Consider the following 25,506-nt stretch of genomic DNA (forward strand, 5'->3'; position numbering starts at 1 on the left):
CTCGCGACCCTCGGCTACGACGTCACCCTCACCCCCAGAACCGCGTGAAAGGTCACCATCCCTTTCCAAGTAGATCCGCCGTGTCCAGCAGGGTGGGTCTCGATACGCCGCTCCGCGGCTACTCGACCAGCATGCAACGGCGCCGCTCCGCGGCTGCTCGACCAGCATGGCGTGGCCGCTGCGCGGCTCCGCGACCAGCAGGGGCCGCCTACGAGTCGGTGTCGTCGATGACGATGCGGACGCCGGCCGTCGCGATGTCGGCGGCGACCTCCTCCGGGGTCGCGTTGCCGGGGACGGGGGTGCCGGGGATCGACTCGGGCGGGCGCTGCAGGTAGGGGCCGGCGTCCGGCCGCTTGGCGGTGATGAAGTCGCCGGAGGACTGGTGGCGCACCCGGCGCAGCACCCAGGGGACGAGGTACTCGCGGGCCCACTTCGCGTCCTCGCGGCGGGCGGCCCGCCAGGTCGGCGTCGGCGCCGGCTCCGGAGCGAACGGGCGAAGGGTGTTCTCGACGTTGAGGGCCTTCAGCACCATCCGCGCCACCTCGTGGTGGCCGTGCGGGTTGAGGTGCAGGCGGTCCGGCGCCCACATCCGCACGTCCTGGATCTCCTGCAGCGACCACTGGTCGGCGACGATGCAGTCGTAGCGCTCGGCGAGCGCGCGGAGGTTCTCGTTGAAGATGGCCACCTTGCCGCGGATCCGCGCGAAGACGGGGGAGAAGCTGACGTCGACGCCGGTGAAGAGCACCACCGTCGCGCCGTCGGAGCGCAGCCGCGCCAGTCCCTCCTCGAAGCGGCGGGCGATGTCGTCCGGGTCGGTGCCGGGACGGATGACGTCGTTGCCGCCCGCGGAGATGGTGATCAGGTCCGGGCGCAGCGCGAGAGCCGGCTCGATCTGCACGTCGACGATCTGCTGCAGCAGCCGCCCGCGCACGGCCAGGTTCGCGTAGGCGAAGTCGTCGTTCTGACTGCCGAGCACCTCCGCGACGCGGTCGGCCCAGCCGCGGTGACCGCCGGGGCTGGAGGGCTCGGGATCGCCGATCCCCTCGGTGAAGGAGTCGCCCAGGGCGACGTAGCGGGACCACGGATGACGCTGCTCGACCATCCCTCCATTCTGCGCTCCGAGCGGGCGGAGGGGGTCCGTCGCCCGGACGATCCCGACACGCCGGGCCCTGCCCCGTGGGTGCGCGGACCGGCGCTCGGCGTCGGAGGTGTCGGCTAGCCTCGGTCCACGTGAACAGTCCCTCGAACTTCGGTCATCAGGTCGGCACCTCCGCCGCGGAGCACCTGTCCCCGTCGTTCCCCGGCAGGGCGCCGTGGGGCACCGCGAACAAGCTGCGGGCCTGGCAGGCGGAGGCCCTCGAGGCCTACTTCCAGCACGAGCCGCGGGACTTCCTCGCGGCCGCGACGCCCGGCGCCGGCAAGACGACGTTCGCCCTCCGGCTGGCCGCCGAGCTGCTGCACAACCGCACCGTCGACCGCATCACCGTCGTCGCCCCGACCGAGCACCTCAAGCGCCAGTGGGCCGAGGCGGCGCACCGCGTCGGCATCCGGCTCGACCCCACCTTCACCAACCGGATGGGCCGGCACGCCAAGCACTACCACGGCGTCGCCGTCACCTACGCGCAGGTCGCCGTGCGGCCCGAGCTGCACCGCGAGCTGACCCTCTCCGGCCGCTCGCTGGTCATCCTCGACGAGGTGCACCACGGCGGCGACGCGCTGAGCTGGGGCGACGCGATCCGCGAGGCCTTCGAGCCGGCCGCCCGCCGGCTCTCGCTCACCGGGACCCCGTTCCGCTCCGACACCGCGCCGATCCCGTTCGTCAGCTACCTTCCGGACCAGGAGGGCATCCGCACCTCGCTGACCGACTACGCCTACGGCTACGGCCGCGCGCTCGCCGACGGTGTCGTCCGGCCGGTGCTCTTCATGGTCTACGCGGGCCAGATGCGCTGGAAGTCGAAGGCCGGCGACGAGATGGAGGCGCGGCTCGGCGAGGGCAACACCAAGGACATCACCTCGCAGGCCTGGCGAACGGCGCTCGACCCCAAGGGGGAGTGGATCCCCTCGGTCCTGCGCGCGGCGAACACCCGGCTGACCGAGGTGCGCCGCGGGATCCCCGACGCCGGCGGCCTCGTCATCGCGACCGACCACTACGCGGCCCGCGCCTACGCGGCGATGCTCCGCGAGATCAGCGGCCAGCCCGTCACTGTCGTCCTCTCCGACGAGAAGGAGGCGAGCGACCGGATCGAGGAGTTCTCCAAGGGCGACAGCCGGTGGATGGTCGCCGTGCGGATGGTGTCGGAGGGCGTGGACGTGCCGCGCCTCGCCGTCGGCGTCTACGCCACCTCCGCCTCGACCCCGCTGTTCTTCGCGCAGGCGATCGGGCGCTTCGTCCGGGCCCGGCGCCGCGGCGAGACCGCCTCGATCTTCCTGCCCAACGTGCCGGGGCTGCTCGCGCTCGCGGGCTCGATGGAGCAGCAGCGCGACCACGCCCTCGACCGACGCGTCTCGGACGACGAGGAGTACCCCGAGGCCGACCTGATGGCCGACGCGGAGCGCGAGGCCAAGGCGTCCTCCGACCTGCTCGAGGAGGGCCGCTTCGAGTCGCTCGGCTCGGCCGCCACCTTCGACCGCGTGATGTACGAGGGCGCGGAGTTCGGCATGGAGGTGGAGGTCGAGAGCGAGGAGGAGCTCGACTTCATCGGCCTGCCCGGACTGCTCGAGCCCGAGCAGGTGCGCGAGCTGCTGCAGCACCGCCAGCAGCGGCAGGCCAAGCGCGCGGGCGGGCGCGCCGGCGCTCACGGCGCGCAGGCTCCGGCGGAGGCGAAGGAGAGCGAGATCCCTGCGCCGCTCTACCGCACGCTCAAGGAGCAGCGCAGCCTGCTGAACTCGCTCGTCGGGCTCTGGGCGCGCAACACGGGGGAGACCCACGGCCAGGTGCACACCGAGCTGCGCCGGCTCTGCGGCGGGCCCGCGGTCGCCCAGGCGAGCGTGACGCAGCTGCAGGCGCGGATCGACCTGCTGCGGAAGCGGATCGGCTCGCACTGAGCCGCGAGAACGGCGGATCTCTACTGGATGTGTGGCGGGCGGTCCAGCCCTCGCCGCGGATCGGCGGGGTCCGTACTGTCTGAGCGTGGCCTCCCCGGAAGCGCGGGAGGAGCCTCTCGCTAAGCTGGGCAGTCGGTCCGTCGCGAAGGTGATGGACCATCACCCCCGACGTCGGGCATCCGCAGACCGCCCGTCGGCCTCCCCCGGATCGCCCGAGACCAGAACTCAGAGGAGTCTCGTGGAGACCTGGCCCGGAACCGCCTACCCCTTGGGCGCCACCTTCGATGGAAGCGGCACGAACTTCGCTCTCTTCAGCGAGGCCGCCGAGCGCGTCGAGCTGTGCCTCTTCGAGGAGGACGGCACCGAGACGCGCGTCGAGGTGCTCGAGTCGGACGCCTACGTCTGGCACTGCTACCTCCCGCAGGTCCAGCCCGGCCAGCGCTACGGCTACCGCGTCCACGGCGCGTACGACCCGGACGGCGGACACCGCTGCAACCCGAACAAGCTGCTGCTGGACCCGTACGCGAAGGCCGTCTCGGGCGAGATCGACTGGGACCAGTCGCTCTTCTCGTACACGTTCGGCGACCCGGACTCGACCAACGACGAGGACTCGGCGCCGCACATGATGATGGGCGTCGTCATCAACCCGTTCTTCGACTGGGCCGGCGACCGCCGCCCGCGCACCTCGTACGACAGCACCGTGATCTACGAGGCGCACGTGAAGGGGCTCACCAAGAGCCACCCCGACGTGCCGGAGGAGCTGCGCGGCACCTACGCCGGCGTCGCGCACCCCGCCGTGATCGCGCACCTCAAGCACCTCGGCATCACCGCCCTCGAGCTGATGCCGGTGCACCAGTTCGTCAACGACTCCACGCTGATCGAGAAGGGCCTCTCGAACTACTGGGGCTACAACACGATCGGCTTCTTCGCGCCGCAGAACACCTACACCGCCACCGGCGACCTGGGCCAGCAGGTCCAGGAGTTCAAGAGCATGGTGAAGGCGCTGCACGCGGCAGGCATCGAGGTCATCCTCGACGTGGTCTACAACCACACCGCGGAGGGCAACCACCTCGGCCCGACGCTGTCGTTCCGCGGCATCGACAACGAGGCGTACTACCGCCTGGTCGACGACGACAAGCGCTACTACATGGACTACACCGGCACCGGGAACACCCTCAACGTGCGCCACCCGCACTCGCTGCAGCTGATCATGGACTCGCTGCGCTACTGGGTGACCGAGATGCGCGTCGACGGCTTCCGCTTCGACCTCGCCTCGGCGCTGGCCCGCGAGTTCTACGACGTCGACCGGCTCTCCACCTTCTTCGAGCTCGTCCAGCAGGACCCGGTGGTCTCGCAGGTCAAGCTGATCGCCGAGCCCTGGGACGTCGGCCCCGGCGGCTACCAGGTCGGCAACTTCCCGCCGCAGTGGACGGAGTGGAACGGCAAGTACCGCGACACCGTCCGCGACTTCTGGCGCGGCGAGCCCTCGACCCTGGGCGAGTTCGCCTCGCGGCTCACCGGCTCGGCCGACCTCTACGCGCGCTCCGGCCGCTACCCGGTCGCCTCGATCAACTTCGTCACCGCGCACGACGGCTTCACTCTGCGCGACCTCGTCTCCTACAACGAGAAGCACAACGACGCCAACGGCGAGGACGGCAACGACGGCGAGTCGCACAACCGCTCCTGGAACCACGGCGCCGAGGGCCCCACCGACGACCCGAAGGTCCTCGGCCTGCGCGCCCGCCAGCAGCGCAACTTCCTCGCGACGATGCTCATCTCGCAGGGCGTGCCGATGATCCTGCACGGCGACGAGCTCGGCCGCACCCAGAACGGCAACAACAACACGTACGCCCAGGACAGCGAGCTGACCTGGATCGACTGGGAGAAGGCGGACAAGCCCCTGGTCGAGTTCACCGCGGCGCTGATCCGCCTCCGCGCCGAGCACCCGACCTTCCGCCGCGGCCGCTTCTTCGACGGGCGCCCGGTCCTCCGCGGCACCGGCGAGCCGCTGCCGGACATCGTCTGGTTCAAGGCCGACGGCACCGAGATGACGCCGTCGGACTGGGACTCGGGCCTGGACCGCTCGGTCGGCATCTACCTCAACGGCAACGGCATCCGCGAGCGCGACGAGCGCGGCCAGCCGGTCGTCGACGACAGCTTCCTGCTCTACTTCAACGCCGACGACGTGGACGTGGAGTTCACCATCCCGAGCGACGAGTACGCAGTGGAGTGGGCCGTCCTGGTCGACACCGCCGGAGCGGAGGCCGACTCGGTCCCGCGTCCCGCCGGCGCGCTGCTCACCGTGCAGGCGAAGTCGCTCGTGATCCTCCAGGAGCACAGCGCCCCCGAGCCCGAGGTCGACCACTCGGTCGCCGCCTCGCTGGCCTCGCTCGCCGCCACCTCGGCCATCCCGATCATCACCACCACGGGCCACACCAGCCCCCACGAGGAGTCGACCGACTCCGCGACCGCACCCTCGACAGGAGCCTGACGTTGCGACTGCCCGCCTCCACCTACCGACTCCAGATCCGCTCCGGCTTCGATCTCGACGAGGCCGCGACGGTGGCCGATTACGTGCGCTCTCTCGGCGCCGACTGGCTGTACTTCTCGCCGCTGCTGACCGCTGAGCCCGGCTCGGACCACGGCTACGACGTCGTCGACCACTCGCAGGTCGACCCTGCCCGCGGCGGCGGCGAGGGCCTCGCCCACGCCTCCGCGGCGGCGAGGAAGGAGGGCCTCGGCGTCCTCATCGACATCGTGCCGAACCACATGGGCGTCGCGACGCCGGTGGAGAACGCCTGGTGGTGGGACCTGCTGAAGCACGGCCGGGACTCCCGCTACGCCGAGGCGTTCGACATCGACTGGGCGGCGGGTGCGGGCAAGCTGCGCGTGCCGATCCTCGGCGACGGGGCCTCGGAGGGCGACAGTGACAGCGAGCTCGATGCGCTCGAGGTCGTCGGCGACGAGCTGCACTACTACGAGAACCGCCTGCCGATCGCGCCCGGCACCGCCGGGCCCGGCGACTCCGGCCGCACCGTGCACGCCCGCCAGAGCTACGAGCTGGTCAACTGGCGCCGCGCCGACGCCGAGCTGAACTACCGCCGCTTCTTCGCGGTCAACACCCTCGCCGCGATCACGGTCGAGCGGCCTGAGGTCTTCGAGGCCTCGCACCGCGAGATCGTCCGCTGGTTCACCGAGGGCCTGGCCGACGGCCTGCGCGTCGATCACCCGGACGGCCTGGCCGACCCGGGCGGCTACCTGGACGACCTCGCCCGCGCCATCGACGGCGCGCCGGTCTGGGTCGAGAAGATCCTCGAGGGCGACGAGCAGCTGCCCGCGCACTGGGCGACCGTGGGCACCACCGGCTACGACGCGCTCGCCGACATCGACCGCATCCTCGTCGACCCCGACGCCCGTCCGGTGCTCGAGGGCCTGGACGCGGAGCTGGGCGGCGGCGGCGAGCCGGTGGACTGGGCCGACCTGATCCACGACACCAAGCGCGGCATCGCCGACGGCATCCTCCGCTCCGAGGTGCTCCGCCTGGCCCGTCTGATCCCGCAGGTCGACGGCGCGGACGACGCGATCGCCGAGCTGCTCGCGACCTTCCCGGTCTACCGCAGCTACCTGCCCTACGGCGGCGAGCACCTCGAGCACGCTCGGCTCGACGCGCGGCACCGCCGCCCCGAGATCGCCGCGACGATCGACGAGGTCGCCGCGCTGCTCGAGGAGACCGGCACCCCCGTGTCGGTCCGCTTCCAGCAGACCTCCGGCATGGTGATGGCGAAGGGCGTCGAGGACACGGCGTTCTACCGCTACAGCCGCCTCACCTCGCTCAACGAGGTCGGCGCCGACCCGGACGAGTTCGCGATCGACCTGGAGGAGTTCCACCGCCGCCAGGGCGTCCGCCAGGCGTCCTTCCCGGCCTCGCTCACCACGCTGTCGACGCACGACACCAAGCGCGGCGAGGACACCCGCGCCCGCATCACCGCCCTCGCGGAGGGCGCGGAGGCCTGGGCCGAGACGCTCCGCTCGCTGCACGAGCACGCCGGGTTCGGCGACGGACCGGTCGAGCACCTGCTCTGGGAGGCGATCGTCGGCACCTGGCCCGCGTCCCGCGAGCGCCTGCACGCCTACGCCGAGAAGGCGTCGCGCGAAGCCGGCAGCTCGACGATGTGGACCGCTCCGGACGAGGCGTTCGAGAAGCGGATGCACGCGGCGGTCGACGCCGCCTTCGATGACGCGGCCGTGCGCCGCCTGATCGAGGACACCGTGGCGCGCGTCTCGGCCGACGGCTGGTCGAACAGCCTCTCGGCCAAGCTCGTCCAGCTGACGGCGCCGGGCATCCCGGACGTCTACCAGGGCAGCGAGCTGTGGGAGACGTCGCTGGTCGACCCCGACAACCGCCGCCCGGTCGACTTCGCCGAGCGCCGGGCGCTGCTCGAGCGGATCGACGGCGGCTGGCTGCCGGAGATCGACGCGGAGGGCGCGGCCAAGCTGCTCGTCACCTCGCGGGCCCTGCGCCTGCGCCGCGACCGGCCGGAGCTGTTCACGCGCTACGCCGCCGTCCCCGCCATCGGGCCGGCCGCCGAGCACGCGATAGCCTTCGACCGCGGCGGTGCGCTGACGGTCGCCACCCGCCTGCCCGCGCGGCTCGCGGCCGAGGGCGGCTGGGGCGAGACCCTGATCGTCCTGCCCGGGCACCCGGTCGTGGACGTCCTCACCGGGCGCACCTTCGCCGGCGGGCCGACCGCCGTCGCGGAGATCCTCGGCGGCGGCTACCCGGTCGCCCTGCTCGCGCCGGTCGCCTGACCCGGCGAGTCCCTTCCTGCCGACCCCGTTCGAACGACCCTGGAGAACCCCGTGATCAGCACCACGCCCTACCGCTACGCCCTGCCCGTCTCCGGACCCGAGCGCTTCGACGTGTGGGCGCCCGACGCGTCCTCCGTCGAGCTCGCCATGGGTGCGGGCGGGACGGTCGCGATGGCCCGCTTCGGCGACGAGGGCTGGTGGCGGGTCTCCGGGTCGGTCGCCGCGACCGGCGAGGTCGACTACGGCTACCTGGTGGACGGCAAGGGGCCGTTCCCGGACCCGCGCTCGCGCCGCCAGCCCGGGGGAGTCCACGAGCTCTCCCGCAGCTACGACCCGAGCGCGTTCGAGTGGGCCGACCAGGCCTGGACCGGCCGCCAGCTGGCGGGGGCCGTGATCTACGAGCTGCACATCGGCACCTTCACCCCCGAGGGCACGCTCGACTCGGCCGCCGGCCGGCTGGAGCACCTGCGCTCGATCGGCGTCGACTTCATCGAGATCCTCCCGGTCAACGCGGTGAACGGCACGCACAACTGGGGCTACGACGGCGTCCTCTGGTACGCCGTCTCGGAGGCCTACGGCGGACCGGAGGCGTACCAGCGCTTCGTCGACGCGGCGCACCGCGCGGGACTGGGCATCGTGCAGGACGTGGTCTACAACCACCTCGGCCCGAGCGGCAACTACCTGCCCGAGTTCGGCCCGTACCTGAAGAACGAGAAGGCCAACACCTGGGGCAGCTCGATCAACCTCGACGGGGAGGGCTCGGACGTCGTCCGCGGCTACATCCTCGACAACGCGCTGATGTGGCTGCGCGATTACCACGTCGACGCCCTGCGCCTCGACGCGGTGCACGCGCTCTCGGACGAGCGCGCCGTGCACGTGCTCGAGGAGATGGCCGCCGAGGTCGCGGTGCTCTCGGCCGACGTCGGGCGCCCGCTGACCCTGATCGCGGAGTCGGACCTCAACGACCCGAAGCTGATCACCCCGCGCGAGGCGGGCGGCTACGGGCTCGACGCGCAGTGGAGCGACGACTTCCACCACGCCGTGCACGTCGCCCTCACCGGCGAGACGACCGGCTACTACGAGGACTTCGCGCCGCTCGGCGCGCTCGGCAAGGTCCTCACCCGCGGCTTCTTCCACGACGGCACCCTCTCGACGTTCCGCGGTCGGCACCACGGCCGCCCGATCGACACCGAGCGGATGCCGACCTGGCGCCTTGTGGTCTGCAGCCAGAACCACGACCAGATCGGCAACCGGGCGATCGGCGACCGGCTGACCGCGACCCTCGACGAGGGCCGGCTGGCGATAGCCGCCGCGCTGACGCTGCTCGGCCCGTTCACCCCGATGCTCTTCATGGGCGAGGAGTGGGCGGCGTCCACCCCGTGGCAGTTCTTCACCTCGCACCCGGAGAAGGATCTGGGCGAGGCGACGGCGAAGGGCCGCATCGCGGAGTTCGCGAAGATGGGCTGGGACCCGGAGGTCGTACCCGACCCGCAGGACCCCGAGACGTTCGAGCGCTCCAAGCTCGACTGGTCTGAGGCGGAGGAGGGGCGTGGTGCGCGCACCCTCGCCGTCTACCGCGAGCTGGCGGCGCTGCGCCGCCGCTTCCCCGAGCTGACCGACCCGCGCTTCGGCTCGGTGCGTGTCGAGCTCGACGAGGACGAGCGCTGGCTCACCCTGGGCCGTGGCCGGGTGACGATCGCGATCAACGTCGGCGAGTCGTCGGCGCGGGTCCCGCTGCCCGAGGTGGCGGAGTCGCTCCTCGCCGTGGGCGAGTACGCGGTCCAGCCCGGCGACACCGAGGTCGACCTCGGCGCGTCCTCGCTGCTGATCACGCTCAGCGACGCCGAGTAGGGGTCCGCCGCGCGCCGGTCCGAGTCGACTCGGACCGGCGCGCGTTTCGTTCCTCTCATCCATCGCGCCCGAGCCCGTGCACGCCGCCGCCCGCCGGAGACCTGTCAGCGGGCCGGTGCGGAGTGCTCCGCCTCGGCGATGATCCGCACACCGTCGTCGTGCACGAGCAGCAGGGCACGCAGCGGCATGGCCCGCCGGTGGCAGGCGGCGCTCAGCTGGCGGGCGAGCACCCGGTCGGTCTCGCCGAGGAACGCCCGGCCCGGGCGCTCGAGCGCGAACGCGAGCGAGCCGACATCGTGATGCGCGACCGCTTTCGCGAGGGTCGCGACGATGCGCTCGGTCTTCTCCTCGTCGGGGTGCACGGGGAGTCCGTCCACCGGGTAGAGGATCGGCAGCTGGTAGCCGGCCCGGTCGAGCAGGATCGGCCAGAGCGCACGCCGGTAGGCGGGCCCGATGAGGGACGAGACGCGCTCGCGCAGGTCCCGGTCGTCGCGCAGCGGCACGTCGAGCGCCGAGGGGTGGAGGGCGTGGTCCGTGTTCGTCATGGTGTCGCTTTCTCGCGGGTGATGCGGGCGCGGAAGCGCTCGCGGTGCTGGGGCGGTCGTGGTCCGACGGGCGGTCATCGGAAGTTGCGGGCGGTGGTCCGGGCGGTGACCGACAGCGCCTCGAAGCGGTCGGCGAGGAGGTTGGTCACCCCCTCGTCGGAGCGCTCGAGGATCCCGCGGATGAGGAGTGCGGGAGCCTCGCGCGCGGTGCGCCGGTAGCGGTTCCATACTCCGACGGAGCAGATGACGTTGAGGATCCCGTGCTCGTCCTCGAGGTTCATGAAGGTCACTCCGGCGGCTGTGGAGGGACGTTGGCGGTGGATCACGACCCCGCCGACCTCGATCCGGGTGCCCGAGGGGGTGCCGGGAAGATCGGCAGTGGAGTGCGCTCCCCGGCGGGTGAGGCTCTCCCTCAGATGCCGGAGCGGGTGGTCGTCGGGCGAGATGCCGGTGGCCCAGAAGTCGAAGACGACCCGCTCCTGCGCCGAGAGCATCGGCAGCAGCGGAGGCTGGACGGCGACGATCGAGTCGGGCAGGAACTCCTGGCGGTCGGCGGCGGCGGAGCCCGCCTCCCAGAGCGCCTGGCGACGCTGGAGCCCGAGGGAGTCGAACGATCCCGCGGCACCGAGCGCCTCGAGCTGGGTCGCGTTCAGCCCGACCCGGCGCGAGAGGTCGGCCATGCTCGCGTAAGGCCCGCCGCGCTCGCGCTCGGCGACGATGTGCTCGGCCAGCGCGGTGCCGATGCCCTTCACCCCGGCGAGGCCCAGGCGAATGACGAATCCGGCGTCGCGGCGGTGGTCGTCGGTGTCGAAGTGCTGCGACCGGTCGAAGAGGCCCGTCGGCGCCTGCTCGGCGGAGAGGCAGGAGTCCTGCCCGTGCGGCGCGCCGCCGCGCCTCGGGGCCGGCGGCCCGTCGAGCGCCTCGAGCCCGGGGTGCGACAGCGAGCGGTTGACGTCGGGGGACTCGACGCGAACGCCGTGCCGGCGGGCGTCGGCGACCAGGGTGTGCGGGGCGTAGAAGCCCATGGGCTGAGCCCGGAGCAGGGCCGCGGTGAAAACGGCGGGGTAGTGCAGGCGCAGCCAGGCACTGGCGTAGACCAGCAGCGCGAAGCTGATCGCGTGGCTCTCGGCGAAGCCGAAGTTGGCGAAGGCCTGGATCCGTCGGTAGATGTCGTCGGCGACCTCGTCGGTGATCCCGTTGCGGGCCATGCCCTCGTAGAGCCGCTCCCGGAGCGACTCGATCTTCTCGGTGCCCCGCTTGGAGCCCATCGCGCGGCGCAGCAGGTCCGCGTCCTCCGCGTTGCAGTCGCCGACGGCCACCGCGACCTGCATCAGCTGCTCCTGGAACAGCGGGACGCCGAGGGTGCGCTTGAGCGGCGTGACCAGCAGGGGGTGCTGGTAGGTGATCGGCTCCTCGCCGAGCTTCCGCCGGATGTAGGGGTGCACCGCTCCGCCCTGGATCGGACCGGGGCGGATCAGCGCGACCTCGATCACGAGGTCGTAGAAGCGCCGCGGCTGGAGCCGGGGGAGGGTGCCCATCTGCGCGCGGCTCTCGACCTGGAACACCCCGATGGAGTCGGCCCGGCAGAGCTGGTCGTAGACGCCCTTCTCCTCGCGCGGGATCGTCGAGAGGTCCCACTTCTCGCCGACGTGCTCGGCCACGAGGTCGAAGGTGTACTGCAGGGCGGCGAGCATCCCCAGCCCGAGCAGGTCGAACTTGACCAGGCCCATCCAGGCGCAGTCGTCCTTGTCCCACTGCAGGACGGTGCGCTTCTCCATCCGGGCGGGCTCGATCGGGCAGACCTCGCCGACCGGCCGGTCGGTGAGCACCATGCCGCCGGAGTGGATGCCCAGGTGCCGGGGCGTGCCGAGCACCTTCTTGGTCAGCGCGACGACGTCGTCCGGGATGTCGTGCTCGGGGCTCTCGGTGATCGAGCCCCAGTGCTCGATCTGCTTCGACCAGCCGTCCTGCTGCCCGGCGCTGTAGCCCAGCGCCTTCGCCATGTCGCGGACGGCGAACTTGGGGCGGTAGGTGATGACGTTGGCCACCTGCGCCGCGTTCAGCCGCCCGTACTTCTCGTAGACGTGCTGGATGACCTCCTCGCGCCGCTCGGAGTCGAAGTCGACGTCGATGTCGGGCTCCTCGTCGCGGATGCTGGAGAGGAAGCGCTCGAAGGGCAGCCCGTAGAAGATCGAGTCCACCGCGGTGATCCCGAGGACGTAGCAGACCGCCGAATTGGCGGCCGAGCCGCGGCCCTGGCAGAGGATCCCCCTGCCCTTCGCGAAGTGCACGATGTCGTGGACGATGAGGAAGTAGCCGGGGAAGTCCTTGGCCTCGATCACCGCGAGCTCCTTCTCGAGGCGCTCGTGCACGTCGGAGTCGGCGCCCGGGTACTTCGCCGGCACCGCGAGCTGCACCAGGTGGCGCAGCCAGCTCATCGGGGTGTGCCCCTCGGGCACGTCCTGACGGGGCAGCCGGGGGCGGACCCGCCCGAGCTCGAAGGCGATCTCGTCGGCGATCAGCACGGTGTTCTCGACGGAACCGGGGTAGCGGGAGAAGCGCTCGGCCATCTCGGCACCCGAGCGCAGGTGCGCACCGCCGGAGGCGGGCAGCCAGCCGTCCATCTCGTCGAGGCTCCTCCGGGCGCGGACCGCGGCCAGCGCCGTCTGCAGGGGGCGGTCCTCGGGCCGGGCGTAGTGCACGTTGCCGGTGGCGACGAGCCGCAGCTGCAGCCGCTCGGCGATGCCGGCGAGCTGGTCGTTGTGCAGGGAGGCGAGCGGGTCGCCGTGGTCGAAGAGCTCGACGAGGACGTTGCGGGCGCCGAAGAGGGACACGAGCTCGCGCACCTCCTCCTCGGCCGCCGCCTCGCCGCTCGAGACCAGTGCCTGACGGACGGCGCCCTTCCGGCAGCCGGTCAGCACGATCCAGTGGCCGTCGGCGGCCCGGGCGAGCTCCTCGAGGTCGTAGCTCGGCTTTCCCTTCTCGGCGCCGGCGAGCTGGGCGGTGGTGATCGCGCGGGCGAGCCGGTGGTAGCCCTCCTCGCGGCGGGCGAGGACGAGCAGGTGCGTGCCCTCGGGATCGGCGACGCCGTTCTGCGGGGCGCGGAGCCCGAGCGAGAGCTCGGCGCCGAAGGCGGTGCGGACGCCGTGGTCCTGCGCGGCCTCCGCCATCCGGACGATCCCGTAGAGCCCGTCGTGGTCGGTGAGGGCGAGGGTGTCGATGCCGAGCCGGACGGCCTCCTCGATCAGCTCCTCCGGCTTGCTGGCGCCGTCGAGGAAGCTGAAGTGGGAGTGCGCGTGCAGCTCGGCGTAGGGCACCTTCTCGTCCGGCGGCCGGACGTCGGCGCCGGGCGTGTAGGCGGGGCGCTTGTGCGACCAGGCGGGGCTGTCGCCGCCGTCGCCGCGGACGGTCGTGCCGTCGCTCCTGGTCGTGCTGGAGAGGCGGCGCTCGAACTCCGACCAGGGGATCGGGGGGTTGTTCCAGCCCATCGGGGGCTCCTTCGGTCGTCGTGCTCGGGAGGATCGGATCGCGGCCGTCAGCGGCCGGGGGAGTCAGTCGTAGCGGGCCTCGGCCGCCCACTCGCCGTCGAGGCAGAGCAGCAGCCAGGCGACGCCGTCGGAGTCGACGACCTGGAAGCGGTCGTAGCGGACTGCTGTTCGCGCGTCCCACCAGCGCTCGTCGATCGGCCAGGGACCGGCCCACCCCGTCACCGGCTGCAGGCGGGCCTGCGAGGAGCCGGGCGCGAAGTAGGCGGGGACGGAGGTGAGGGAGCCGCGGTCGTCGACCGAGACCGTCTCCCCGCGGGGACCGCGGACCAGGACGGCCGCCGGCTCCGCGAAGACCGTGGGCGGCAGGGGCGGCGGCAGCGCCCCCGGCCAGGGCAGCCCGCGCGGACGGGCGTCGCCGGGCTCCCTGTCCCCCCAGGGGATCAGGTGCTGGCGGTCGCGGAGCGACCGGCCCCCGCCCACCGACGCCGTGACGACGGCCTCGTGGCCGAGCATGCTCTGCACGCGGCTGAGACCGTGGTGCACCCGCTCCTCGGGAGCCGTGCCCCAGAGTCCCTGCTCGTGGTTGACGATCGCGTCGACCGCCTCGGGCTCGACCGACAGCCGGGCGATCGGGGAGCCGAGCCCCGCGTCGATCGCGCCGTTGCCCTGGAGCTGCCAGCGCACGCGGTCGACGACGTCGCCCGGGGTGAACCAGCGCGGGTGCAGCCAGCTGCGGGAGGACACCTCGCCGCGGTCGCTGACGACCTCGATCCTGATCGCGGTCGCCACCAGCTGCGCCCGGGTGAGCCCGGCGACGAACTCCTCCGCCGGGACGCGGAAGGCGAAGGCCGCCTGGTCGATCCGGTCCAGCGGCGGCTCGAACTCGAGCACCCGGTCGAGCCGCTCGGGCGGCAGCCGCGGGACGACCGTCTCGGTCTCGGCGCCCGAGGCCAGCACGTGCGCGCGCGCCCCCTCGGGGCCGAAGCGCGCGGAGACGTCGTCGCGCGGCAGCTGCGCGAAGGCACCGAGGGTCCGGACACCCAGCCGGCGCAGCAGGGCGATGAGATCCTCGCCCTTGCCGGTCGTGCGGGTGCGGGCGCCGACGGCCTCGGTCTCGAGGGCGTCGAGCGGAAGGGGCGCGAGGAACGCGGCGCTCTCGCCGGCCGGCACGATCGCGACCGCGGTACCGGAGTGCTTGGCCGCGAGCTCGGAGGCGAAGAGGCCGTCGGCTATTCCGGCGCGCGCGAGCGGCACGCCCAGCTCGGTCAGCCGCTGGAGCACGGCCTCGGCCGCCGACTGCTCGCTGCCGTAGTAGCGGCGCGGCCCGCGGGCGCGGATCGCGCAGAGCCCGGGCCGGATCAGCTGCACGCCCGGGGTGATCTCCTCCAGCGCCTGGACGAGCGGCTCGAAGGCGCGGTGGTCGAGCACGGGGTCGTAGGGGACCACGGCGAGCCCGGTGCAGCGCGACTGCGCCTCGCGGATCCGCATGCCGCGGCGCACACCCTCGGCCCGCGCCCCGGGGGAGCAGGCGAAGACGAGGCTCTTCTCGGTGAGCGCGAGCGGGGTCTCCGCGTCGAGCCCGGCGTCCGCCGCGGCGGCGAGCAGGGGCCAGTCGGGGCACCAGACCAGGATTGTGCGGCGCAGCTCGAGGGCGCTCGCGGAACGGCTCATCTCAGACCGCCCGCTCGTGCAGGGGGCGCTCCTGCAGACGCGAGGGCCCGCCCAGCACGCCGAAGGGCCGCCCGGTGCCGGGCATGCTCATCCGCACGGTGCGCACCCGCGTCCCGGCGCGGCCGACGACGTCGACGAGCGCCTCGCGGGTGCGCAGGTAGCCGTGGCCGGCGCCGAGCCCCTCCCAGCGGCTGCTGCGGATGCTGAGCCGCGCCTCGGCCTGGGGCCACTCGCCGAGGACGACGAGCGCCGCCCCGCGCTGCCGCAGCCGTGCGCCCAGCCGGGAGACGTCGGCCGAGGAGACGGAGGCCGGCGGCCGGGTCAGCACGACGGTGAGGACGTCGACCAGGGCCGCGGTGACGGTGAGCCAGTGCTCGGCGGGGGAGGGCACGAGCACGAGCCGCTCGAGGTCGATCCCCAGGCCCGCCGCCGCCTCGGCGCCGAACTCGGGGACGCCGACGACCCCGCACCAGGCGCCCTCGGACGACGGCCCGGCCAGCAGCCCCATGGCCAGGCTCATCGAGCCCTCGACCGAGTAGGCGGCGCCCTGCTTGAGCGAGCCGCCCGGCAGCACCGAGGCGAAGGCCGGCAGAGTCGCGAGGCTCTTCGACTCGAGCGTCGTCGCCTGCATGTCGCGGATCCGCGACTGCAGCTCCTTCACCGACGCGAGCTGCCGCAGCAGCGGTTCCGCGGTGTCGGCGACCCCCGGCGAGGGGTGCTGTGAAGGGGGGCTCATCAACCCATGTTCGAACATGTGTTCGAGTATGTCAATCGCCACCGACATCCGCCGCGCCGGGTGCCGGAGCAGGTGGAGAAGGCCCCGGATCGCCCCCTGTGGAGGAGCCCGGGGCCCGTCGCGCTACCCCTCCGCGGACCCCGTCACGCGCAGTCCGTGACCGAAGCGGAACAGCGGATCCTCGGTGTCGAACGGCACGTCCGGCCGGCGGGCCGCCGCGGCGGCCATGGAGCGCGGAAGGTCCATCGGCAGTGTTCCACGGGCCTCCGACACTCCGAACACCACGTCGAGCACCGCGGCCCCCGACGCGCCGAAGTCACCGAGCAGCGCCGCCGCGGAGTCGACCAGGGGAGTGAGGATCGCCGGCCGGTCCAGGAACACGTCGACGACCGTCGGCACCTGTGCCGCCACGGCCAGGACGTGCTCCACGACCTCGTCCGGGAAGTCGAGCGAACCGGCGTGGAAGTGGTTCTCGAACGCCGTCGCGCGCTGCTCGAAGGGCGCCTGCAGCCGGATCACCGCGAGCTCCGCCTCCTCCGGAGACGTGACGACGGTGCCGTATCCCGCGGCGACCGCCGGATCGATCCCTTCGACGTAGAGCCGCAGCCCCTGCCGCGCCGGCAGGACGCCGTCCTGCGCGAGGACCGTGATCGCCGCTCGCTGGGCCGCCTCGCCCGCTGCGCGGAACTCCGCCGAGCCGACGACCGCCTCGGCGGCGCCCGGATCGACTGCGCGCGCGTCGAACAGCCCGAGCACGAACTTCTCCCGCAGCAGCCGGCGCACGGACACGTCGAGCCGCTCCTCGGCGACCGTCCCGTCCCGGACCAGGGCGACCAGCGCCTCGGGGATCGACTCGCCGCCGAACTGGTCGACACCGGCCTCGAGGGCCTTCGCCATCCGCTCCGGCACCGACAGGTGCTCGACGCCCCACGCGCGCGCCACGTGGTGGTCGCCCATGATGTCGGAGTCCGAGAGCAGCCCCCAGTCGGTGCAGACGATGCCGTTGAAGCCGAACCGCTCGCGCAGCAGCCCCATGATCACCGAGCGGTTGAAGCCGAAGCCGACCTCCTCGTGCTCGGTCCCGACCGGCATCCCGTAGTACGGCATGATCTGGCTCGTGCCCGCCTCGAAGGCCTTCACGAAGGGCTGCAGGTGGTACTCGGCGTTGCCGCCAGGGTAGACCTGCTCGCGGCCGTACGGGAAGTGCGGGTCCTCGCCGTCCTTCTGCGGTCCGCCGCCGGGGAAGTGCTTGGTCATCGTCGCGACCGACTGCGCCCCGAGCGCCTCGCCCTGGAAGCCGCGGATGTACGCGGCGCCGAGCCGTCCGGTGAGCTCGGCGTCCTCGCCGAACGTGCCGACCTGCCGCGCCCAGCGCGACTCGGTCGCCAGGTCGATCTGCGGGTGCAGAGCGACCCGCAGGCCCACGGCGAGGTACTCCTGGCGGGCGATGTCGCCGAAGCGCTCGACCAGGTCCTCGTCGCCGATCGCGGCGAGGCCGAGCGGCTCCGGCCACTGCGAGAACGCCTCCGCCTGCGCCCCCGTGCCGGGGTTGTCGGTGAAGGAGTGGCGCGGATCGGTGGAGAGCGTCACGGGGATCCCGAGCCGGCTCGAGGAGGCCAGCTCCTGGACGCGGTTGTGCCACTCGGCGAGCTCGCGCGCCGTGGCGGTCCCGCCGCCGAGCAGGTTGAAGTGCGACATCCGCTTCTCGAGCACCATCGTCGCGGTCGAGGGCAGACCGAACGCGCCGTCCTCGGCGAGCGCTCCGCCCTCGCCCATCACGACCATGGTCTGGAAGAACAGCCCGGCCTTCTCCTCGAGCGTCATCTGGCCGAGCAGGATCTCGACCCGCTCGGCGACGGGGCGCAGGGGATCGAGGTAGCGGCGGTCGACCTGCTCGTCGAGCGGTTCGCCGGCGGGGGATGACGTCGATGTCATGGGGCGTCCTTCCGAAGGGGAGCCCTCGTCGGCTCCGCGAGAAGGATACGCCGAAAACCGACCAGCACTAGGGAAATGCGGTGGGCCCGTCGTGAGTGCGCCCCTACCATGGGAGCCATGTCCGACGCCCTGCCCGAAGCCACCGCCGAGAACCCCTCCTCCCTCCCGGCGCGGCGGCGGACCCTCGTGGTCAAGATGGGCTCGAGCTCGGTGACCAAGCAGTCCGGACCGGACCCCGTGCTCCTCGCGAGCGCCCTCGAGAGCGCGTTCGGCGCGCGCGCGCTCGGCTGGGACGTCGTCCTCGTCTCCTCCGGCGCCGTCTCCTCCGGCCGGGCGCTCTTCGCCCGCTCGCAGGACGCGCCGATCAGCCCGCGCCTCGCCGCCGCCGTCGGCCAGACCGTGCTGATGGGCTTCTACCGCTCGGTGGCCGAGCTCTCCGGCTCGCTCGTCGCGCAGATCCTGATCGGCGAGTCCGACCTCGCGTCGCCGCGGCAGATGGCGCACGTCGCGGAGGCGATCCGGCACGCGCTCGATGCGGGCGTCGTGCCGATCGTCAACGGCAACGACACCATCGACTCCGCCGGCTCCGACAACGACGGCGTCGCCGGCGGCCTGGCGATGCTCCTCGGCGCGGATCTGCTGCTGCTGCTCACCGACGTCCCCGGCGTCTTCGCCGGCAGCATCGCAGAGGGCGTGCACCTCGAGGAGCTGGGGATCACCGAGCTGCGCGGCATCGGGGTGCAGAAGGGCGGGACGGGCCGCGGCGGCATCCGCTCGAAGCTCAAGGCGGCCGAGCTCGCCGCGCACAACGGCGTCTCGACGCGCATCGCCGGCGCCCGCACGCCCGAGGTCATCCTCGGAGCCATCGACGGCCCCGGCCCCGGCACCCTCGTCCGCGCCGTCCACGCGCACCCCGCGGTGGAGCAGCGCTGGATCTCCGGCGTCGCGACCTCGCGCGGCCGGGTCGAGATCAACCTCGAGGCCGAGCGCAGCATCGCCTCCGGCTCGAGCCTGTTCGCGTCCGGCATCAAGCGGGTCTCCGGCGACTTCGTCGGCGGCGACGTGATCGAGGTCCGCGCCCTCAGCGGCGAGCTGCTGGCGCGCGGGGTGTCGCGGGTGTCCTCGCGGTTGCTCACGCTGGTCCGGGCTCTGCGGGTGGACGAGATCGCCCGGGTGTTCGTTGCCGTCCTCGCACACGCCGCCGACGCCGATCCCGCCGCGATCACCTCCGAGGGCGACCGCCCGCAGCTGACACGCGCTCTGGAGTACGCGCGCGCCCTCTCCTTCGAGCACGGCAGGGCGGTCGCGATGGAGATCGTCTCGCTCTTCCCCGCCGAGAGCATCGCCGCGCTGGTCGGCCAGGGTGCCGCCGTCGAGGAGCTCGTCGAGCGGTACACCCGCCTCGTCCGGACCCTCGCGATCGTCGGCAACGAGCAGCTGGCCGTCTTCCGCGACTGACGGCGCCCGAGGGGCCGCGGTGGCCCGAATGGACGAATCGCGCCACGGAAAACGAATCGTGCCAGATAGCGGCACGATTCGTGCCAGCACTGTGCGCATCACGTCATCGATCGTGGCGAGCGTCGCCTCCCGTGCTGATCTATCTCCCACACGAACGGCGCCCACTACGCGCCCCGACGGATCGGATCAGCATGAGTGCAGCAGCAATCGCCACCGCGACCCTCACGACCCCCACCACCCGCCACCCCTTCGACGGCCCCATCTCGCGGGAGCACTACCAGTCGGACCGGCTGGCCCGTCGCCTCGAGCTGATCGAGAAGACGATCGCCGACTGCGAGCGCGCCCTGCGCGGCGGCACCGACCCGCGCACCGGAGCCGTCGTCCCGCCCGCGCGCGGCGCCCACCGCGACCAGCTCCTCAGCAACCTCGCGATCGAGCTCTCGCTGGCCGACCGCCTCCGCGGCGCTCTGGGCCTGCACCGCTGACCTCCCGGTCGGCAGCTCCGATCCCCGGGTCCGCACCTCCGACGCAGCCCGATGGGGCACGATGAGGCCATGGTCACCATCACCGTCGCCGGGATCGCCCAGCACTTCCACCCCGCCGAGCGCGGCACCGTCCGCCTCGAGATCCGCCGCGAGTCGCGCTCGCGCTCCCAGGCGCTGAACGAGGTGACCGCCCTCCACGCTCGCGTGCGCGAGGAGGCCCGCGCCGAGCAGGCCTCCGGCGCGGCGACCTGGTGGTCGGCCGACCAGGTCTCCGTCTCGACCATCCAGCGGTACCTCAAGGACTCCGACGTCACCGAGCCGTTCCACGTCGCCGCCGCGAGCGTCCGGGTGAAGTACCGCGACTTCGACGCCCTCGGGCGCTGGGTCGCCTCCGTCTCGGAGGCCCCCGGCGTCACCGTCGCCGGGGTCGACTGGGACGTCACCGCCGCCCGGCGCGCGAGCGCCGAGCGCGAGGTGCGGGTGGCCGCGGTCCGCGACGCCCGCGAGCGCGCCGCCGCCTACGCCTCCGCCCTCGGCCTGGGCGAGCCCCGGGTGCTCACCCTCTTCGAGCCCGGGCTCCGCCCGCACACCCGGATCGAGGGAGGTTCGGCCGTGATGAGCCGCGCGATGGCCTTCAAGAGCCAGGAGGAGCTCGCGCTCAAGCCCGAGGACATCGAGGTCTCGGCCTCGGTCTCCGCCGACTTCGAGGCGAGCTGAGCGGAGCGGTCGGCGCTCGGCGCTCGCCGCCGGGAATAGCCGGGACGCGTCCGACGCTGGAGCAGGCATGGTCTCGCGCATCGGCTTCCTCTCCTTCGGCCACTACCAGTCCGTCGAGGGGTCGCTGACGCACACCGCGCGCGACGTCCTCCTGCAGACCATCGAGCTCGCGGAGGCGGCCGAGGAGATCGGCATCGACGGCGCGTACGTCCGCGTCCACCACTTCGCGCCGCAGCTCGCTTCGCCGTTCCCGCTCCTGGCCGCGATCGCCGCCCGCACCCGCCGGATCGAGATCGGCACCGGCGTCATCGACATGCGCTACGAGAACCCGCTCTACATGGCGGAGGAGGCGGCCGCGACCGACCTCATCTCCGGAGGCAGGCTCGAGCTCGGCGTGAGCCGGGGATCGCCCGAGACGGCGCTCCGCGGCTCCGAGGCGTTCGGCTACGTCCCCTCGGAGGGCACTTCCGACGCCGACCTCGCCCGCCGCAAGGTGCAGCTCTTCCGCGAGGCGCTCTCGGGTGCCGCCGTCGCCGAGACCGACCCCGCGCGCACCGGGATGTCGAGCCCGCTCGCGATCGAGCCGCGCTCGCCGGGTCTCGAGGACCGCATCTGGTGGGGTGCGGGCAGCTTCGCGACCGCCCGCTGGGCGGCCGAGCAGGGCATGAACCTGCAGTCCTCCACGCTCCTGCTCGAGGAGGAGGGCATCCCCTTCGACGAGCTGCAGGCGCGGCAGATCCGCGAGTACCGCTCGGCGTGGGCGGAGGCCGGCTGGGAGCGGACCCCGCGCGTCTCCGTGTCGCGCAGCGTCCTGCCGATCACGACCGACCTGGACCGCCTCTACTTCGGCGGCCGTGGCGAGCGCGACCAGGTCGCCTCCCTCGAGGGCGTCCGCGCCCGCTTCGGCCGCAGCTACACCGGCGAGCCCGACCGCCTCGCCGAGGAGCTCGCCGCCGACGTCGCCGTCCAGGAGGTCGACACCCTCCTGCTCACCGTCCCCAACCAGCTCGGCGTCGAGTACAACGCGCGCCTCCTGCAGACCGTCGCCGACTCGATCGCCCCGGCCCTCGGCTGGTCGCCCGCCGGAGTCGTCGCCGCCTGACACCGTCCCCTCCGGGGCTGCTCACTCATGCTGTCGAGTAGCCCCGCAGGGGCGTATCGAGACCCACCGTCGTCAGCCCGGTGGGTCTGCGGACTCCGCTTCCGGTGAGGGTGGATCTCGATACGCCCGCTCCACGGGCTACTCGATCAGCATGGGGCGCGTCCCCTCTCTGGCGGAGGGCTTGGTGCGCTCCCGGTCTGGCTGCATCCCGCCATGCTGGTCGAGTAGCCCCGCAGGGGCGTATCGAGACCCGCGCTGTGCAGGACGGTGGATCTCGATACGCCCGCTGCGCGGGCTACTCGGTCAGCAAGAGGTGCGCCGCCCGCGGAAGGGGAGAGGCCGCGCTGTCGATCGTCAGCTCGCGGAGAGCTCGATGCGGACGTCGTCGAGTCCGTCCGACGAGACGAGCACCGCGATCGGCCCCGGGCCGGTCGGACGGACGACGGCGAGCGCGCGGCCGTCGAACGTCGTCCGCGAGGCGGCGTCGAAGCGCTCGGTGGTCGCCGGCGCTCCGCTCCCGAAGCCCGCGAGCACGCCTGCGCCCTCGACGGCGACGGAGACGAGGCGGTCGGCCCCGGTGAACAGCACGCCCGCCGCGTCGCGCAGCTCGATCGCCACATACGCGAGGTCGGTGTCGTCCGCGCGCAGCGACGTCCGGTCCGCCGTCGCGGTCAGCACCGCCGGTCCCGACGCCGACACGAGCGAGCTGCGCCCCGTCTCGCTCCCGGACCGGTAGGCGACCGCCGTCAGCGTGCCCGGCCGGTACACCGTCTCGATCGAGGCGAGCATAGGCCGAACCGCCCCGACGGCCGAGCGCCCCACCTCGACGCCGTCGAGCAGCAGCGCAACCTCGTCCGCGTCCGCGGCCACCTCGACGGTGACGGGGGAGTCCTCGAAGCCGGGCCAGGTCCAGGAGTCGACCGAGTCGCTCCACGCCCACGGCGACTGCATCGTCACCGTCTGCCCGTGCCGCGCCGGCCGGACGACCGCGATCGCCGGCTCCGAGCGCAGCCCGAAGACGATCTCGCGGTAGTAGGAGGCGGGCCGCCGCCACCCGGTGATGTCGAGGTCGCCGCACCACGCCGTCAGATACGGGTACTCGCGCTCCAGTGCGCCGTTCGCGGCCGGGTCCTCCGCGTAGGAGGTGGCGCCGATGCCGACCTCGCCGAGGTAGTCCCAGCCGGTCCAGGTGAAGTCGCCGATCACGTTCGGGTTCGCCAGCACCTTCGGCCACAGCTCGCCGATCTGCGAGGGGAACGTCTCCGACCCGACGATCACGCGCTGCGGGAACAGCTCCGCGTCGCTCGCGTAGCGCCCGTCGGCGTAGTTCAGCCCGAGCACGTCGACCGCCGCGCTCGACTCCGCCGTGCGGCGGGTGACGGCGTCGGAGGAGCCGATCGCCGCCATCATCCCGGCGCCGGCCTCGCCCATCAGCTCGTTCAGCCCCTGCTCCGAGGCGAGGATGCTGTCGAGCTCGTCGAGCACCGCCAGCGTCGGGTTCACGCCGTTCGTGACCGGCCGGGTGGGGTCGAGCGATCGCACGTGCTCCGCGAGATCGCGCGCAAGCACTGCGCCGTGCGGGGTGCCGACCTCGACGATCTCGTTGCCGATCGAGTAGAGGATCACGCTGGGGTGGTTGTAGTCCTTCGCCACCAGCGACTCCAGGTCGGCCCGCCACCACTGCGCGAAGTCGAGCGAGTAGTCGCGGTGGGTCTTGCCGCGCACCCACATGTCGAAGGCCTCGTCCATCACGAGCATGCCGAGGCGGTCGCAGGCGTCGAGCATCGACGGCGAGGCGGGGTTGTGCGCCATGCGGATCGCGTTGAAGCCGGCCTCCTTGAGCAGCTGGATCCGGCGCTCCTCCGCCCGGGCGATCGAGGCGGCGCCCAGGACGCCGTTGTCGCTGTGGATGCACGCGCCGCGCAGCAGCACGGTCTCGCCGTTGATCCGCAGCCCCTTGCGCGGGTCGACGGTGACGGTCCGGATGCCGTGCACGGTGACGACGTCGTCGCCGACGCCGATGCTCGTGCGGGCGCTGTGCAGGGCAGGGGAGTCGACGCTCCAGAGGGCGGGCTCCTGCACGTAGAGGCGCTGGCGGACGAGGGCGGTGCGGCCGGGGGCGACGGTGACCGGTGTCGTCGCGCTCTCCACGACGTCGCCGGCCGGCCCGGTGAGCTCGGTCGCCACCGTGAGCGACGACGTCGTGAGCCCGCGGTTGACGATGCTCGTCGCGACCTCGACGACGGCCTGGTCGTCCTCGACGCGCACGGTCGTGATCCGCACGCCGTCCGTCTCGATGTGCACGGCCTCGTCGACGTGCAGCAGCACCGGCCGGTGCAGCCCGGCGCCGGCGTACCAGCGCGAGTCCTGCCCCGAGCGCACCTCGATCCGCAGCGTGTTCGTCTCGCCGAAGCGGAGGAACGGGGTCAGCTCCACGAAGAAGCGCGCGAAGCCGTCGGCGCGGTTCCCCGCGAACTCGTCGTTGAGGAACACCATCGCGTGCCGGTAGGCGCCCTGCACCTCGAGCCGCACCACCTTGCCCGCCCACTCCGCCGGCACCTCGAACGTCGTGACGTAGCTGTAGGCACCGCCCGGGTAGTAGGCCGCACCGCCCTTCGACACCGCATCCGGCGAGCGCTCGGCGTCGCGCAGCGCGTCGTGCGGCAGCGTCACCGCGACGGAGTCGTCGACCCCGCCCTGCACGGCGGCGAACGGCCCGCGCGGCGCCCGGACGATCCAGCCGGCGGTGAAGGAGGTGGTCGTCATGTCGCGTCCGTTCGATCGAGGTCGTCCGGCACGTCGCCGGGCGCGCGGTGAGACCCGTGCTCCTTATGAGGAAACTGTTTCATTCGGTTTCTCACCCGGCGAGAGCCTAGGAGCGGCGCGGCCGACCGTCAAGGAGGATGCACCGTCTTCTCGATCGTCGAGCGTGATACCGCGCAGGGTCACCGACCTACCGAGGCGGCCCGCCCTAGGCTGCCGGGATGAGCGGCCCTGATGCGCTCTCCCTGGCGAGCTCCCTCTGCGATCCCGCCCGGAGTGCCCCGTGACTCCGGACGTCATCGTCCTGAACGGCGGATCGAGCTCCGGCAAGACGACGATCGCCCGGAGTCTCCAGGCGCTCCTGCCCGATCCGTGGTTGAGCGTCTCGATCGACGCTCTGGTGGACGCGCTGCCGCCCGACCTCGACGGAGGTGGAGAGGGCGTCTCCTACGGCGACGACGGCGCGGTGGAGCTCGGCGACGCCTTCCGTCGACTCGAGTCGGCCTGGATGGCCGGCGTCGTCGCGACCGCCAGTGCCGGCGCACGCATCGTCTTCGACGACGTGTTCCTCGATGCGTCGGAGTCGCAGGAGCGCCTGCGCAGCCACCTCCGCGGACTCGACGTCGTCTGGGTGGGCATCCGCTGCGCCCCCGAGGTCGCGACCGCGCGTGAGCGAGCCCGAGGCGACCGCACCACCGGGATGGCGGCACACCAGGCGGAGTCCGTCCATCGCGGCGTCGCCTACGACCTCGAGGTCGACTCCGGACGGACTTCAGCAGTGGAGTGCGCGCGTCTGATCGTTGAGCACATCACCGCTCTCTCGCTCCGCTAGATGTAGTTCCCCGTGAGGTTGTGGACGCGTTCTGCGGGGGTTGATCCGCCGATTCCGGTGTGGGGTCGG

Annotated in this window: 16 protein-coding genes; 9 read left to right on the forward strand and 7 right to left on the reverse strand. The window is 72.6% G+C overall.

Features of this window, described 5'->3' with window-relative positions:
* Positions 1-208 precede the first annotated feature (208 nt).
* Entirely contained in the window at positions 209-1,102 is an 894-nt protein-coding gene (locus tag MT351_RS19590) for an SGNH/GDSL hydrolase family protein (protein WP_243583048.1), read from the reverse strand.
* A gap of 128 nt (positions 1,103-1,230) precedes the next feature.
* Here MT351_RS19590 and MT351_RS19595 point away from each other — a divergent pair, with 128 nt between their 5' ends.
* The 4 genes from MT351_RS19595 (at position 1,231) to treZ (ending at position 9,705) form a co-directional block, all read left to right on the forward strand.
* Positions 1,231-3,045 carry a DEAD/DEAH box helicase gene (locus tag MT351_RS19595; RefSeq protein WP_123733110.1) on the forward strand — a complete coding sequence of 605 codons (1,815 nt, stop codon included), beginning with the start codon at positions 1,231-1,233 and terminating at the stop codon, positions 3,043-3,045.
* A 238-nt stretch (positions 3,046-3,283) separates the two neighbouring features.
* Positions 3,284-5,536 carry a glycogen debranching protein GlgX gene (glgX, locus tag MT351_RS19600; RefSeq protein WP_132436224.1) on the forward strand — a complete coding sequence of 751 codons (2,253 nt, stop codon included), beginning with the start codon at positions 3,284-3,286 and terminating at the stop codon, positions 5,534-5,536.
* Between the two features lie 2 nt (positions 5,537-5,538).
* Positions 5,539-7,854, forward strand: a complete 2,316-nt coding sequence (gene treY / locus MT351_RS19605; RefSeq protein WP_132436223.1) for a malto-oligosyltrehalose synthase — start codon at positions 5,539-5,541, stop codon at positions 7,852-7,854.
* 51 nt (positions 7,855-7,905) lie between these two features.
* A complete protein-coding gene (gene treZ, locus MT351_RS19610) occupies positions 7,906-9,705 on the forward strand; it encodes a malto-oligosyltrehalose trehalohydrolase (protein ID WP_279389003.1) in 1,800 nt (599 codons plus the stop codon).
* 104 nt (positions 9,706-9,809) lie between these two features.
* On the opposite strand, the gene MT351_RS19615 is transcribed toward treZ, so the two are convergent.
* The 5 genes from MT351_RS19615 to MT351_RS19635 form a co-directional block, all read right to left on the reverse strand.
* A complete protein-coding gene (locus MT351_RS19615) occupies positions 9,810-10,250 on the reverse strand; it encodes a hypothetical protein (RefSeq protein ID WP_132436222.1) in 441 nt (146 codons plus the stop codon).
* A 74-nt stretch (positions 10,251-10,324) separates the two neighbouring features.
* The gene (locus tag MT351_RS19620; protein WP_132436221.1) at positions 10,325-13,738 is read right to left on the reverse strand and encodes an error-prone DNA polymerase; all 3,414 of its coding nucleotides are present in this window, start codon (positions 13,736-13,738) and stop codon (positions 10,325-10,327) included.
* Positions 13,739-13,801: 63 nt separating this feature from the next.
* On the reverse strand, positions 13,802-15,409 hold the full coding sequence (locus MT351_RS19625; RefSeq protein WP_132436220.1) for a DNA polymerase Y family protein: 1,608 nt from the start codon (positions 15,407-15,409) through the stop codon (positions 13,802-13,804).
* Position 15,410: 1 nt separating this feature from the next.
* The gene (locus tag MT351_RS19630) at positions 15,411-16,145 is read right to left on the reverse strand and encodes a hypothetical protein (protein WP_132436219.1); all 735 of its coding nucleotides are present in this window, start codon (positions 16,143-16,145) and stop codon (positions 15,411-15,413) included.
* Positions 16,146-16,268: 123 nt separating this feature from the next.
* The gene (locus MT351_RS19635; protein WP_243583050.1) at positions 16,269-18,080 is read right to left on the reverse strand and encodes a glycoside hydrolase family 3 protein; all 1,812 of its coding nucleotides are present in this window, start codon (positions 18,078-18,080) and stop codon (positions 16,269-16,271) included.
* Positions 18,081-18,197: 117 nt separating this feature from the next.
* On the opposite strand from MT351_RS19635, the gene proB reads away from it, so the two are divergent.
* From proB to MT351_RS19655, 4 genes are all read left to right on the forward strand, one after another.
* On the forward strand, positions 18,198-19,538 hold the full coding sequence (gene proB / locus MT351_RS19640; RefSeq protein WP_243583052.1) for a glutamate 5-kinase: 1,341 nt from the start codon (positions 18,198-18,200) through the stop codon (positions 19,536-19,538).
* A gap of 191 nt (positions 19,539-19,729) precedes the next feature.
* Positions 19,730-20,023, forward strand: coding sequence for a hypothetical protein (locus MT351_RS19645; RefSeq protein ID WP_243583054.1), 294 nt, complete (start codon positions 19,730-19,732; stop codon positions 20,021-20,023).
* A 69-nt stretch (positions 20,024-20,092) separates the two neighbouring features.
* Complete coding sequence (locus MT351_RS19650) at positions 20,093-20,740, forward strand: SIMPL domain-containing protein (protein ID WP_243583056.1); 648 nt, start codon at positions 20,093-20,095, stop codon at positions 20,738-20,740.
* A gap of 67 nt (positions 20,741-20,807) precedes the next feature.
* Positions 20,808-21,842 (forward strand): LLM class flavin-dependent oxidoreductase, encoded by a 1,035-nt coding sequence (locus MT351_RS19655; RefSeq protein ID WP_243583058.1) that lies wholly within the window; start codon positions 20,808-20,810, stop codon positions 21,840-21,842.
* Positions 21,843-22,196: 354 nt separating this feature from the next.
* On the opposite strand, the gene MT351_RS19660 is transcribed toward MT351_RS19655, so the two are convergent.
* The gene (locus MT351_RS19660; RefSeq protein ID WP_243583060.1) at positions 22,197-24,608 is read right to left on the reverse strand and encodes a glycoside hydrolase family 2 TIM barrel-domain containing protein; all 2,412 of its coding nucleotides are present in this window, start codon (positions 24,606-24,608) and stop codon (positions 22,197-22,199) included.
* 280 nt (positions 24,609-24,888) lie between these two features.
* Here MT351_RS19660 and cpt point away from each other — a divergent pair, with 280 nt between their 5' ends.
* Positions 24,889-25,437, forward strand: a complete 549-nt coding sequence (gene cpt, locus MT351_RS19665) for a chloramphenicol phosphotransferase CPT (RefSeq protein ID WP_243583061.1) — start codon at positions 24,889-24,891, stop codon at positions 25,435-25,437.
* The last annotated feature ends 69 nt before the right edge of the window (positions 25,438-25,506 follow it).

This window comes from Rathayibacter sp. VKM Ac-2926 (assembly GCF_022815565.1).
Taxonomy (GTDB): Bacteria; Actinomycetota; Actinomycetes; order Actinomycetales; family Microbacteriaceae; genus Rathayibacter; species Rathayibacter festucae.

Bases quoted from the DNA above. Each gene is read 5' to 3' on its own strand.
- MT351_RS19590 (WP_243583048.1), bottom strand. From the start codon at position 1,102: ATGGTCGAGCAGCGTCATCCGTGGTCCCGCTACGTCGCCCTGGGCGAC.
- MT351_RS19615 (WP_132436222.1), bottom strand. From the start codon at position 10,250: ATGACGAACACGGACCACGCCCTCCACCCCTCGGCGCTCGACGTGCCG.
- MT351_RS19620 (WP_132436221.1), bottom strand. From the start codon at position 13,738: ATGGGCTGGAACAACCCCCCGATCCCCTGGTCGGAGTTCGAGCGCCGC.
- MT351_RS19625 (WP_132436220.1), bottom strand. From the start codon at position 15,409: ATGAGCCGTTCCGCGAGCGCCCTCGAGCTGCGCCGCACAATCCTGGTC.
- MT351_RS19630 (WP_132436219.1), bottom strand. From the start codon at position 16,145: ATGAGCCCCCCTTCACAGCACCCCTCGCCGGGGGTCGCCGACACCGCG.
- MT351_RS19635 (WP_243583050.1), bottom strand. From the start codon at position 18,080: ATGACATCGACGTCATCCCCCGCCGGCGAACCGCTCGACGAGCAGGTC.
- proB (WP_243583052.1), top strand. From the start codon at position 18,198: ATGTCCGACGCCCTGCCCGAAGCCACCGCCGAGAACCCCTCCTCCCTC.
- MT351_RS19645 (WP_243583054.1), top strand. From the start codon at position 19,730: ATGAGTGCAGCAGCAATCGCCACCGCGACCCTCACGACCCCCACCACC.
- MT351_RS19650 (WP_243583056.1), top strand. From the start codon at position 20,093: ATGGTCACCATCACCGTCGCCGGGATCGCCCAGCACTTCCACCCCGCC.
- MT351_RS19655 (WP_243583058.1), top strand. From the start codon at position 20,808: ATGGTCTCGCGCATCGGCTTCCTCTCCTTCGGCCACTACCAGTCCGTC.
- MT351_RS19660 (WP_243583060.1), bottom strand. From the start codon at position 24,608: ATGACGACCACCTCCTTCACCGCCGGCTGGATCGTCCGGGCGCCGCGC.